The 12855-nt window shown below is 59.7% G+C and carries 9 protein-coding genes and 2 pseudogenes; 6 read left to right on the forward strand and 5 right to left on the reverse strand.

The features are described 5' to 3' along the window. Positions 1 to 82: 82 nt before the first annotated feature. From ACTG2W_RS20110 to ACTG2W_RS20125, 4 genes are all read left to right on the forward strand, one after another. Entirely contained in the window at positions 83 to 643 is a 561-nt protein-coding gene (locus ACTG2W_RS20110) for a YceI family protein (RefSeq protein WP_021229336.1), read from the forward strand. Then, entirely contained in the window at positions 643 to 1380 is a 738-nt protein-coding gene (locus ACTG2W_RS20115; RefSeq protein ID WP_106842651.1) for a hypothetical protein, read from the forward strand. Before ACTG2W_RS20110 ends, ACTG2W_RS20115 begins: the two co-directional genes overlap by 1 nt. 182 nt (positions 1381 to 1562) lie before the next feature. Next, complete coding sequence (locus tag ACTG2W_RS20120) at positions 1563 to 2687, forward strand: adenosylhomocysteinase (RefSeq protein WP_005334409.1); 1125 nt, start codon at positions 1563 to 1565, stop codon at positions 2685 to 2687. A gap of 76 nt (positions 2688 to 2763) precedes the next feature. Further along, positions 2764 to 3072 (forward strand): SelT/SelW/SelH family protein, encoded by a 309-nt coding sequence (locus tag ACTG2W_RS20125; protein ID WP_106842650.1) that lies wholly within the window; start codon positions 2764 to 2766, stop codon positions 3070 to 3072. Positions 3073 to 3186: 114 nt separating this feature from the next. Here the strand turns inward: ACTG2W_RS20125 and ACTG2W_RS20130 are convergent. After that, positions 3187 to 4895, reverse strand: a pseudogene (locus ACTG2W_RS20130) (lysophospholipid acyltransferase family protein). Between the two features lie 209 nt (positions 4896 to 5104). Continuing rightward, positions 5105 to 6328 carry a peptidase T gene (pepT, locus tag ACTG2W_RS20135; RefSeq protein WP_106842648.1) on the reverse strand — a complete coding sequence of 408 codons (1224 nt, stop codon included), beginning with the start codon at positions 6326 to 6328 and terminating at the stop codon, positions 5105 to 5107. Positions 6329 to 7342: 1014 nt separating this feature from the next. Here pepT and speA point away from each other — a divergent pair. Next, positions 7343 to 9244 (forward strand): biosynthetic arginine decarboxylase, encoded by a 1902-nt coding sequence (gene speA, locus ACTG2W_RS20140; protein ID WP_106842647.1) that lies wholly within the window; start codon positions 7343 to 7345, stop codon positions 9242 to 9244. Positions 9245 to 9328: 84 nt separating this feature from the next. Here speA and ACTG2W_RS20145 read toward each other — a convergent pair whose 3' ends face one another. Beyond that, on the reverse strand, positions 9329 to 9853 hold the full coding sequence (locus ACTG2W_RS20145; RefSeq protein ID WP_005353417.1) for a hypothetical protein: 525 nt from the start codon (positions 9851 to 9853) through the stop codon (positions 9329 to 9331). Continuing rightward, positions 9850 to 11846, reverse strand: a pseudogene (locus ACTG2W_RS20150) (alkyl/aryl-sulfatase). Before ACTG2W_RS20150 ends, ACTG2W_RS20145 begins: the two are co-directional and overlap by 4 nt. A gap of 262 nt (positions 11847 to 12108) precedes the next feature. Between ACTG2W_RS20150 and ACTG2W_RS20155 the strand changes: the two are divergent. Next, on the forward strand, positions 12109 to 12297 hold the full coding sequence (locus tag ACTG2W_RS20155) for a hypothetical protein (protein ID WP_005334402.1): 189 nt from the start codon (positions 12109 to 12111) through the stop codon (positions 12295 to 12297). 80 nt (positions 12298 to 12377) lie between these two features. On the opposite strand, the gene ACTG2W_RS20160 is transcribed toward ACTG2W_RS20155, so the two are convergent. After that, positions 12378 to 12665 carry a hypothetical protein gene (locus ACTG2W_RS20160; protein WP_005361772.1) on the reverse strand — a complete coding sequence of 96 codons (288 nt, stop codon included), beginning with the start codon at positions 12663 to 12665 and terminating at the stop codon, positions 12378 to 12380. Positions 12666 to 12855 lie beyond the last annotated feature (190 nt).

Below are 12855 nucleotides of genomic sequence, written 5' to 3' on the forward strand. Positions count from 1 at the left end.
AATAAATCACTGATTATTCATCTTCAGAACGAGGTTAGCATTTTAACCACTGATGTGAACCCCAAGATGAAGGAACGAACGGATGAAAATGACCAAGGCTCTGCTGGCCTCCTGCCTGTTTATGGCGACCCCTCTGATGGCGGCGGATTACGATGTGGATGCGGCGCACACCACAGTGCAGTTCAAGGTGGGTCACCTGGGCTTCTCCGAGCTGGTGGGTCGCTTCAACACCTTCAGCGGCACCTTCAGCATGGATGACGCCAACCCGGCGGCGGCCAAGGCGAGCTTTGAAGTGGATGCCGCCAGCGTCGACTCCAATCACGAGGCCCGCGACAAGCACCTGCGCAGTCCTGACTTCCTCGACGTGAAGCAGTATCCCAAGATGACCTTCGTCAGCTCCGCTTACGAGGGCACCAAGGATAAAGGCGTACTGAAAGGGACCCTGACCTTGCACGGTGTCTCCAAGGAAGTGGCCTTCGAGCTGGTCAAAATTGGCGAAGGCAAGGATCCCTGGGGCGGCTACCGCAGCGGCTTCAACGCCTCCACCACCATCAAACGCAGTGACTTTGGCGTGAGCTACATGCTGCCCGGCATCCCGGACGAGATGAACATCAACCTGTTTGTCGAAGGCGTGCGCAAGTAATGGGCGCGGAACTTCTGCTGCAAACCCTGGCGGCTCCTCTGGGAGCCGCTTTGCTATCGTGGCGCTGGCCGCGACTGGGTTATCTGTGGGGCGCGCTGGCGCTCTGGCTGGTGGGATCCTGGCTCGGCGGCCTCTATGGCATGCCGGAAAAGGCTTGGCAGTGGCTGCCGCTGACCCTGCTGGTGTCCGCCATTGCAGCTCAGGTGAACGATCTGCGTGGTTCACTGCTGCTCTTTGCGGTGTTCAGTGCGCTGGTGTGGTGGCAGGGATTGGCCTCGGTACTGGCGAGCGAACCCGGGATCTGGCTGGCGCTACTGCCCGCCATCCTCTGGTTTGGCTGGAGCACCTTGCGCGGTGACAGCCGCGAGGGGCTCGGGTTTGCCCTCGGCTTTATCTGGCTGGCGCTGGTGATCGGCATCGATGGCAGCCTGCTGATTGCCCAGCTGGCCGGTGCGCTGGCCGCTTTCGCCGGTTTTCGCGCCCTGCTTGCCACCTTTGTTGGCATCAAGGTAGCCCCAGCCGGTCTGGTGCTGACCCTCGCCTTCGTCCAGATGCTGGCCTGGCAATATGTGGAGGTGCCGCTGGTGGTGTTGCTGCCGGTCTGGTTGCTGCCGCTGCTGGAGTGGGTGTTGCGTGACAAGCCGTGGCCAGTGCGTTGGGTGGGACTGATCCTGCTCGCTGCCGCGGGAACCGGGCTCAGCCTGTGGTGGGTGTGGCCTGCTGCTTCTTTGTACTGATTTTTGCATGAAAAACAGGCAATTACAGTCATTTTTGCATACCCGCTCATACTCTTGGCAGATAATGATTGAGCCACCTATGTGTTTCAGATAAAAAGGTTTTTCATTTTATTTGGACACACACAGAACCCGGCCGCGCCGGGTTCTGTTTGCCTGCTTTGCGGCACATAAGGAGGCCACAGTTGCGCAGTCAAGGATCTGAGCATCTGTTTTTTCGCCATTTCACCGGACAGGGACGCATCGATGGTCTCTGCATTCTGCTGGTCACTCACCTGCTTCCCGATCGCCCCCGTTTTATCGAAGCGCTTTCCCGGATTGGGCGGATTGGCGCCATTTTGCCCAAACCGAAATCGGTACACGGCCCGACCCTGGAGTGGGTATCACAACACTATCCGGTGCTGCCCCTCAACCGGCGCTGGACCAATGATCCCGACAGCCTCATCCAGCAGATTGCGCCGCTGGTGGCCCCCCACGAGCGGTTGCTGATCCTCGATATCGGCGGTTACTTTGCCAAAACCCAGGTGATCTTGAGTGAATACTTCGGCCCCCGTTTCCTCGGGGTGGTGGAGATGACCGAGAACGGCCATCAGCGCTATGAACAGGAGGTGCTGGCAACCCCGGTGGTGTCGGTGGCACGCAGCCCCCTCAAGCAGGCCGAGGATATCCAGATTGGTTTGAGCGTGGTCTACTCCGCGGAGTCGCTGGCTCGTAACCTCAACCGTACTTTCAACGTCTGCGAAGCCGTGCTGTTTGGCTATGGCAAGGTGGGGCGCAGCATCGCCCGCGACCTGCGCTGTCGCAACCTCCATCTCGGGCTGGTGGAAACAGATGTGCTGCGACAGGTCGAAGCGCTCTCTCACGGTTTTCGCTTGATCACCAAGGCCGAGGCGTTGAGCCGTGCCGAGCTGGTCATCTGCTCTACCGGCAATGGCTCGCTGGACCTGGCGGATCTGCAGGCGCTGCGCCCCGGCACCATGGTCGCCTCGGTCACCTCGGCCGACGACGAGTTTGCCTTCTCGCTGGCCCAGTTGCCGTGGCCGAGCGAAGAGGTGTGCCCTCATGTGCTGGCCCTTAACCGGCCGGATGGTACCCAGATCTACCTGCTCAACCGGGGCGAGGCGGTCAACTTCGTCCATGGCGCCGTGATTGGTGAATATGTCTATCTGGTGCTGGCGGAGATCATGGAAGGGATCCGGATGCTGGCGGCAGGCCCTCTTGCACCCGGCCTGTTCGAGCTGCCAGAATCGGCGATGCGTACCATTGCCCGCCATTGGCTGGCCGATTTTCATGGGGTTGATCAGCACTGATTTGACCAAACCGGGATCGGCCATTGGGCGGAAGTACGCCACTTCCCGCCATTGTCGCTTTTTTATGGAGTCACTCATGACCGAGTCTGAAACCCTGATCAGCAAACCCCGCATCGAAATCCGCTACTGCACCCTCTGCCGCTGGATGCTGCGCGCCGCCTGGCTGGCGCAGGAGCTGCTCTCCACCTTCGACAGCGATCTGGGGGAGGTGGCGCTGGTGCCGGCCAGCAAGGGGGAGTTCCGCATTCTGGTGGGTGGGGTGCAGGTGTGGGATCGGGTGGTCGATGACGGCTTCCCCGAGGCCAAGGAGATCAAGCAGCGGGTGCGCGATATTATCGCCCCTGAGCGGGATCTCGGCCACTCGGATCGCAAGGCGGCCGAGTAACGCCAGATGGGCCGAGCGCCTCGAAAAGGTGCTGAGCATGAGAGCGAAAGGAGAGGGAGGCGATGGCCTCTCTCTCCTTTTTTGCCTTTGGCTGTTTGCCTGGCGCCTGCAGGGTTATAAGCGCGGCTCGGCCAGATGACTGCCGATATAGCGGGCCCGCTTGTGGGACTTGATGCGGCTCACATCGACCCACACCAGCCCGTCGATGCAGTGGTTGAAGTCGGGGTCGATGCCAAAATCCATAAACTGCACCCCGCCCGGCTCGCACAGCTCGGAGTACTGCTTGTAGAGCGTGGGGATGGCGCAGCCCAGATTGTCGAGACGGGCCTTGAGTGCTTTGAGATCGGCGCCGTAATCCACCCCCTCGAACAGAGGTTGCGTCTCGGGGTAGGGACGGCGGGAGGGGGCCAGCGCCAGCTCGGGGGCAAAGTGCTGGCGGTAGAAGCTCACCAGCAGATCCTTGGCCGCCAGCGGCAGGCTGCCGGAGAGCGACACCGGGCCAAACAGGTAGCGGTAGCGTGGATAGCGGGCCAGATAGGCACCGATGCCGAACCAGAGATAATCGAGCCCCCGCTTGCCCCAGTAGGCGGGCTGGATAAAGCTGCGGCCAAGCTCGATGGCCTGCTCCAGTCGGGGCAGCAACTTATCCTCGAAGCCGAACAGGGTGTGGCTGTAGAGACCATCCTTCCCCTTGCTGGCCAGCAGCTCCGCCACAGGGGCGAACCGGTAGGCACCGATAATGTCGAGTCGGGCCGGATCCCAGAGGATCAGGTGGTGATAGTCGTTGTCAAAACCATCGAGATCCCGCCGCTTGCCGGATCCTTCCCCCACCGCGCGAAAAGCGATCTCCCGCAGTCGCCCCAGCTCGCGCAGGATCACCGAGTGACTCAGTTCATGGCGGCGGTAGAGGTAGATCCCCTGACCATCCGGGGTGGTGCCGAGCTGTTCGCAGCTTTCGATGGCCTGTTTGAGTTGGCGGCGATCCTCCGGCATGGCGATGGGGGCCTCGGTCTGCAGCCGTCCCGCCTTGCCACGGCCAATCCGGTAGAGGTGGTTGCGCACCAGCCGCGCCGCCGTCTTGGCGGGCAGCTCCTGAAAGCTGCCGAGCGGAATGCGCGCTCCTATGGTCACCGGCAGGGTTTGCCCCTGCTGGCGAAACAGCTGGCGTACCAGCAACAGGGCGGAGGCGGGCTTGTTGAGCCAGGAGGCGAGATAGAACCAGAGGCTGTTGCGCCCTCCCAGATGGATGGGCACCAGCGGGGTGCGGGTGCGCTGGGCCAGTTTGATAAAGCCTGCCTGCCAGGGGCCGTCTTTCACCCCCTTGAGGCCAAGCCGAGATACTTCGCCTGCGGGAAGATCACCAGTGCCCCTTCATGGGCGAGGTGTTCGTTCATGGCGAGGATGGCCTGTCGATCGGTCTTGCCCTCCATATTGTCCACCGGCAATAGCAAAGGGCGCAGCGGCGCGAGCTGTGCCAGCAGCTGGTTGGCGACGATCTTCACATCGGGGCGGATGCGACCGAGCAGTTGCAGCAGCGCCAGTCCGTCCAGCGAACCGATGGGGTGGTTGGCAACAAGAATGACCCGGCCGCTGGCGGGAATATGCTCCAGTTGCGCCTCGCTGACCCGATAGTCGAAATCGAGTTGGGTCAGCGCCTGCTCGACAAAGTCGAGGCCGCGCAGGTGCGGGTAGCGGGCGGCAAAGTCGGCAAAGGCCTGCTCGTTGAGCAGCCAGCCCAGCAGCCGCTTTAACAGCGGGGTGAGCAGGGGGTAGCCAAGCAGGCGGGGGAAGTGCTGGGTCAGCAGGGTATCGATAGTGAACATCTGGGGGGCTCCGGCGATCCGTTGCTCCCAGCATGATGTGACACTGTTCCCGCGACATGTCAGCGGGATGACAGTTTGATGGCAGTGGCAGCCAGTTGCTCTTGAGCGACTCTCCCCGGTTTCCCTTTGTTGATGGGTGATGGCTAGATAGCAAGGGGGGAGCCGGTAAACCGGCTCCCCCCTTTTGCCCTGGTAATGACAGCTACCGATTAACCGCGCCAGGCAGCGGTGAGGCGCACCAGCTCCACCAGGGTGGCGATCGATTTCTCCATCGATTGCAGCGGGATGAACTCGTGCTTGCCGTGGAAGTTGTGGCCACCGGTGAAGAGGTTGGGGCAGGGCAGACCCATAAAGGAGAGGCGGGCGCCATCGGTACCGCCGCGAATGGGCTTGATTTTTGGCACCACGTCGGCGGCTTCCATGGCGGCCTTGGCCAGCTCGACGATATGCATGTGCGGCTCAATCTGGCTGCGCATGTTGCGATAGCTGTCGGTCAGGGTCAGCTCGATGCGGGCCTTCGGATACTCGGCCTGCAGGGCGGCCACCCGGTTCTGCATCTCGGCTTTGCGTGCGGCAAAGTGCTCGTCGTCGAAGTCACGGATGATGTAGTGCAGGGTGCTCTCCTCCACGGTGCCGCTCATCTGGGCCAGATGGAAGAAGCCCTCATACCCTTCGGTGCACTCCGGGGTCTGCTCGGCAGGCATGGCAGCGTGGAAGCGGGCGGCCAGGGTCTGGCTGTTGATCATGCTGCCCTTGGCGGTGCCGGGGTGGACGTTATTGCCGATAAAACGCACCGTGGCGCTGGCGGCGTTGAAGTTTTCATACTCCAGCTCGCCCAGTTCGCCGCCATCCACGGTATAGGCCCACTTGGCCGGGAATCTCTCCAGCGGGAACAGGTTGGCGCCACGGCCAATCTCTTCATCCGGGGTAAAGCCGACCCAGATATCGCCGCGGGGGATTTCGGGGTGGGCCTGCAGGTGAGCGATGGCGGTAAGGATTTCGGCAATGCCTGCCTTGTCGTCGGCGCCAAGCAAGGTGGTGCCGTCGGTGGTGATGAGATCCTGACCCAGATAGTTTTTCAGGAAGCGGTAGTCACGGATGGCGAGCACCTCGTCACCCTTGCCAAGGCAGATGTCGCCGCCCTGATAGTTTTCGATGATTTGCGGTACTACGTGCTCCGCCTCGTAGTCGGCGGTGTCCATGTGGGCAATCAGGCCGATGGCGGGGGCGTCCGGCTGGTTGCCTGGCAGGCAGCCGGTGAGGTAGCCGTGTTCATCCAGGGTGACCTGGCTCAGCCCCAGCGCCTTCATCTCTTCTTGCAGGGCACGGGCAAAGATCAGCTGGCCTTCGCTGCTGGGGCAGGCTGGATTGGTCTCATCGGAGCGGGTATGAAAAGTTACGTAACGCAGAAAACGCTCAAGCAGGGTATCCATTAGTCAGCCTCTAACCGATTGTGAGCGGTCATTGTGGCCAATCCGTGCGGGGCACTCATTGCGTCAGCGCAGGTTTTTCCCATTTTTTGACGCAAGGGAAGAGCGGCGAATGTGCGGCGCGCGGAGCAACGTCCGGGAGGGAGAACGCATAAATGTGGCATTTATTGCGATATTTAGGCGCTGGCGGTGGCGGCCAAATTCCCCTCAGCGACCGCACAGCAAGGCGTCAGCCCAATCATGGCGTTTTCACACACTTTTCAAGGGGAAACCGGGCTGTCGCATAACCTGCGCCATCCCATAGCCCGCCTGCCCGCCAGCAAGATTTGATCGACTTATTAAAAGGGGATTTTGAACACTATTTTTTATTGTCACTGCCCGCGGTAAGTGTGTACACTCCGCGCCGATCCAAGGGCAACCCTGAAGCAGGCAGAGCCGCCAGAAACCCGACCGATCATACGCCTATAGGGCGAGGCACGCAGAAACGACAGACACTGCTGGGGAATGGTTTCTTTAATACCGGTTAGGCTCCGGTATCAGGGAGAACAACAGACTCTCATCCTTCATTTGACCGAGTGGGCCACCGGCTCATCATCTTCCCTTGTCATGGGCGGTCACTGACGGTGAGGTGGGCTGTGGTTGTTGTCGTCTATCAACACGCATGCGTGCTGGCGCCTTCGCTTCTCTTCCTTGGAACCCTCTCCTTCTGTCGGGATCGCTGCCGAATGATGAACTGACGGCGTGGCTGATGTCGTCTGTCATCAAAGTACCGCGGCGCCACGGCATAGTGGCACCGCATACCGTTGAGCTTGATGTAAAGCCACCAGCCCCACATCAAGACTCGTTACTTCCCCAAGATCCACCAGGCAGCCTCTGGCTTGCCGCGATGTGCAAAAGGTTGGTTTGGGTGGCTGCGTCTCGTGATGGCAGCGCTCGCCGTACTCTGCACTAGATGGTCTGGATGTGATTGAGGGTAACGAAGGCGACTTTGGGTCGCTCATTTGCGAGGCATAGCCCATGACTAACTGGTCCAGCAAGGACTCCTTGAAGGTCTACAACGTTCCCTACTGGGGTGCGGGTTTTTTCAACATCAATGACGCCGGTCATGTGACCGTCGCTCCCGACAAATCACGCCCTGATGCACAGATCGTGCTCTCCGACGCCATCGAACAGTTGCGTCAATCCGGGCTGACCACTCCGGTACTGCTGCGTTTCCCCGACATCCTCAAGAGTCGGGTCGATGCGCTGTTCAACGCCTTCGGTCAGGCCATCGAGAAGTCAGGCTATGAAGGGGACTACCTCTGCGTTTACCCGATCAAGGTAAACCAGCAGCGTCGCGTCATCGAGACCATCAGCCAGTCCTACAGCGACAAGCCCCGGCTTGGCCTGGAAGCTGGTTCCAAACCGGAACTGCTGGCCGTGCTGTCCCATCACCATGAGCAAGGCTCGGTGATCGTCTGCAACGGTTACAAAGACCGCGAATATATCCGCCACGCCCTCCTGGGCAACCTGATGGGCCACAAGGTCTACATCGTGGTGGAGAAGCCCTCCGAGCTGGAAATGGTGCTGGACGAGTCAGCTCGTCTCAACATCAAGCCCAACATCGGGGTGCGTGCCAAGCTCGCTTCCACCGGCTCCGGCATGTGGGAATCGAGCGGTGGCTCCATGTCCAAATTTGGTCTCTCCGCCTCCCAGATCCTGGCGCTGATCGAACGTCTGCGCGGGCTGGGCAAGCTGGATTGCCTGCAACTGCTGCACTTCCATCTGGGCTCCCAGATCGCCAATATCCGCGACATTCAGGGCGGCATCCGTGAGTGCGGCCGTTTCTACGCCGAACTGCGTCGCCTCGGTGCCAACATCGAAGTCGTGGACGTCGGCGGCGGCCTGGGTGTGGACTACGAGGGAACCCGTTCCCAGAGCCACTGCTCCGCCAACTACAGCCTCTCCGAGTACGCCAATAACGTGGTATGGGGCATCGGTGATGTCTGCCGAGAGTTCGATCTGCCGCACCCGACCATCATCAGCGAGTCCGGCCGTGCCCTGACTGCCCACCACGCCGTGCTGGTCACCAACATCATTGGTGCCGAAGGGGTGGAGATGAACGACATCAGCGCGCCGGACGAAGATGCACCGACCATTCTGCAGAACATGTGGAAAGGCTGGCTGGATCTGCGCAGCGAAGATCCCTCCCTGCTGGAGATCTTCCATGACTCGGTGGCAGATCTGGGTGACGTGAATACCCAGTACACCATGGGCCTCTTGAACCTTGAACAGCGTGCCTGGGCCGAGATGCTGCACCAGAACACCTGTCTGGCGCTCAAAGAGATGCTCAATCCGGTCAACCGCAACCACCGTGCGCTGGCTGACGAGCTGAGTGAAAAGCTGGCGGACAAGTGCTTTGCCAACTTCTCCCTGTTCCAGTCTCTGCCGGATGCCTGGGGTATCGGTCAGGTATTCCCGGTGATGCCGCTGGCGGGTCTCGATCGTCCGCTTAGCCGTCGCGGTATCCTGATGGATATCACCTGTGACTCCGACGGTCAGGTCGAGCACTATGTCGACGGTCTGGGGGTCGAGAGCACCCTGCCGATGCCGGTCTACGGCGAGAACGAAGAGTGCCACGTCGGCTTCTTCCTGGTCGGTGCCTATCAGGAGATCCTAGGGGATCTGCACAACCTGTTTGGTGACACCCACTGCGCGGAAGTGTGGCTGGACGAAGAGGGCAAGATGGACATTCGCAACGTGGTGCGCGGCGACACCGTCGACCAGCTGCTGCGTTACGTCAACATCGACCCGTCCGTGATCCGCGAAAACTACCAGCGGATCGCCGCTCACCCGGCGCTGGACGATGCCACTCGCAAAGCCCTGCTCGACGAGCTGGAGCTGGGCCTGCAAGGCTACGCCTATCTGGAAGACGAATAAGCGCCCGCGCTTGACGTTTGCCGTGAAGGCATAAAAAAGGGAGGCATTTGCCTCCCTTTGTCCTATCTGTTTCTCCTGTGGTGGTCAGGTCTGCGAGCTCAGCGCCTTGTGCAGATCCCGCTGCAACTGCTGATTGTCGTCTCTTTGCAGCTCCACAATACCCAATTGCAGTCCCTGCTCGATGGTGAGCGACCCGTTCAACATGGCGTTGATGGCGGCTTCACTCAGCAGCATCACCCGGTCTTTTGGGTTTGGGCCGCTGGTGTGCAACTGGAGCAGTAGGGACTCCTTGCCTCGTACTCTGGACCAGAGTCCTGAGTCGATAAGCAGGATGGAGATCCCGCCGCCTACCCCTGCCTGCTGGAGTCGACTTTTGAGGGTTTGGAGCCATGCCTGGCTACGGGAGAAGCCGGCTTCGCCTGTCAGAGCTGCCAAGGGGGGTAACTGCTCACGGCTCACCGCAGTCGCTGTGGCCATGGCAATATTGACCGTCCCCGGCCAGCTCTGTTCGAACGGATTGGGATAAAGGGCATCATAACCACAGCTCTGCCCCATCCCGGGGATGAGGCAGAGCAGGACCATGCATGCGCGCAAGGTGCGTTGCATCATGGCGTCACTATGTTGAACCAGAAGTTGAACTTGTCGAGCAGGCTGATGAAGTCACTGAACTTCTGCTGATCACCCTCGATCTTGATCTCGCCGTTGGCGATCTTCTGCTCCATGGTGCCCTGACCGAGCTGGATATCATCCAGCGTCTTCTTGCTCAGGGTAATGGTCACATCAGGCTTGGCGGCATAGCGGGTAGTGTGGTTCAGTACCGAGTTCTCCAGACTCAGGGTATGTTTCTCCTCTATGTCGGTGAACGCCATGTTGATGACCATCTTCTTGCCCGCCGCTTTCTCGGGATTAATGCGCACCGAGAGATAGTCAAACAGCATGCTGGGGCTCATGGCCCGGATGGTGTCCGGCGAGGCGGTGACTGTTCCGCCAACATTAGGAACGCCATTGCGCAGCTCATAGGCGCCTTGCAGATAGACGGAGCGCCACGGGCCGGATTCAGCCTGATAGCCCAGCTGCTCCAGTGCATCTGCCAGCAGCAGCTTGCCCTCTGTGTTGTTCGGGTTGGCAAACACCAGATGCTTGAGCACTTCTGCTACCCAACGATACTCCCCCTTGTCGAACGAGGCCTTGGCCTTTTTCAATACCTCCTGCTCGCCCCCCATGAACTCGATATATTTGGGGCCGACCATTTCTGGGGGCAGGTTGTCGAGATCGGAGGGGTTGCCGGAGTACCAGCCCATATAGCGCTGATAGATGGCGCGGCTGTTGTGGCGCAGGGTGCCGTAATAACCGCGGTTCGGCCAGAAGTCGTTGAGCTCGGGGGGAGGGTGATTTGCTCGGAGATCTCCTCGCCGGTATAACCCATGTTCATCAGGCGCACCGACTGGTCGTGGATGTATTTGTAGAGGTCACGCTGCTTCTTGAAGTAGTCGACGATATTGGCATTGCCCCAGCGTGGCCAGTGGTGACTCTGGAACTTGACCTCGGCCTGATCACCCCAGGTTTCGATGGTCTCGTTGAGAAAGCTGGCCCACTTCAGCGCATCACGCACCTGGACGCCGCGCAGGGTGAGGATGTTGTGCATGGTGTTGGTGGTATTTTCGGCCATCCACAATGCTTTGCTGTCCGGGAACCAGGTGTTCATCTCGGCCGGGGCTTCGGTGCCCGGGGTCATCTGGAAGATCATCTTGACGCCATCGACCGTCAGCGTTTCACCGGTTTTGGTGATAAAGCGGGTCGGCAGCAGCAGCGAGGGCACGCCGGTGGAGGTGGTTTGCCCCAGACCGCCGTTGACGCCCCCCTGCGGGTTGCGCGGCAGCAGGGCGCCGTACATGTAGACGGCGCGGCGGGCCATGGCATTGCCGGCGATGACGTTCTCCGACACCGCGTGTTCGGTAAATCCTTCCGGCGCGATGATCTCGACGCCATTCTTTTTCACCTCGTCCAGCGAGTTGAACAGACCGGCGGCACCGCCGTAGTGATCCACGTGGGAGTGGCTGTAGACCACCGCGGTGACCGGGCGCTCCCCTTGGGTCTTGTTGATGAAGGCCAGCGCCGCCTTGGCGGTTTGCGGGGAGATCAGCGGATCGAACACCACCCATCCCTTGTTACCTTCGATAAAGGTGATGTTGGAGAGATCAAAGCCGCGAATTTGGTAAATCTTGTCGGTGACCTTGAATAAGCCGTACTGCATGTTGAGCTGGGCATTGCGCCACAGGCTGGGGTTGACGGTCTCCGGCGCGGCCTTATCGAGGCCGATGTAGGTCTTGTACTGCTCCAGATCCCACACCACGTTACCCTTGTCATCCTTGATGGTCAGGGTATCGGGTTTGGCAATGAAACCGCGCTGGGCATCCTCGAAATCCTGTTTGTCATTGAAGGGCAGGGTGGTGAGCACCTGCTGGTTAGCCTTGATGGTAAATTCGCTGGCAGGCTTGGGGTCGATGGCGGCCTTGGCCGACAGCACAAGAGCAGGCTGCACAAGCAGTGTGCCACATAGCAAGAGCGAGAAAATCGTGGGGGTGGAAAGCCTCGGTTTCATCGGTATAACTCCAGATGGTGGTGTGGGTCGACAGGGCTAAGTGTAATCAGGCTCAAGTCAGCGAATAGAAGGGAGATAAGGAAGAGAAGGGAGAGAAGTGGGGGATGCTTGCGGTACAAACCGCCATCCGGGAGGAAAACAGCAGGAATTGCGCCCGCAGGAGCACTGCCGTTGCACATTTTGATCTGTATCAAGATAGGTCGCAGCGGGTTGTCTTACGGTCAGGAGTGATGTTGATGGGATGTAACAAAAGGATGTGCATATGGAACTGAAAAGGGACCCGAGATGCTATACCGACGTCTGTATCGACGGTAAGTGGTATCACTACGACCACTGCAGCACCAACGTCTACATGCTGATGGGGGGCGCTGCGCCGAGCCTTCAGCTGGCCTATGAGCCGAGCAGCGAAGAGGAGCTGATCGAGATGCTCCAGCAGCTGGGGCGCTTCTGACTTACCGAATTGATGTCTTGCCATATGGCCATCGGGCGCGTTGCCACGATGGCCACCACTCTTCACCGCGGTGCCTTATCTCAGCGGGTTTTATTGCCCAATAACCCCTTGCCAATCTCCAGCATGGCGACGGCCGCGGCGTAGCTGCTATCGGACTTGCCTATCTCATCCGCTACATAGAGAAAATTGGATTGGTACTTCTCGACGGCCTCCCGTGGAGTGGTCGCGTCAATAAAGTCCTCCTCCACCTCGAATCCTTGGGTCAGCAGTGCCGCCTTTTCACTCAGAAAAGTCGGAGACGCCATGTCGATAAAGGTGTATTGCTGCCGATTGGACGCCGGAATGGTAAAAAACTGGTATCTGGCCATGGGTAAACCCTCGCTTGAAGCGGGTGATAGATGACGTGACGCTGGTTTTAATCTGTGGCTCGCAGGCGGCTTGGTTTCCCTCGACATCGCAGACCGTGCGTGTCGGGAATGCCGCATTTTGTTTTCGTTCGAGACTACTTTGTTGGCGTTTGCCCGGCAAGTGGGTCGCAGAGATTTTCTGGATTATCCG

Origin of the sequence: Aeromonas sp. 96A (assembly GCF_051919165.1) — a bacterium.
In the GTDB taxonomy this organism is placed as follows: domain Bacteria; phylum Pseudomonadota; class Gammaproteobacteria; order Enterobacterales; family Aeromonadaceae; genus Aeromonas; species Aeromonas veronii.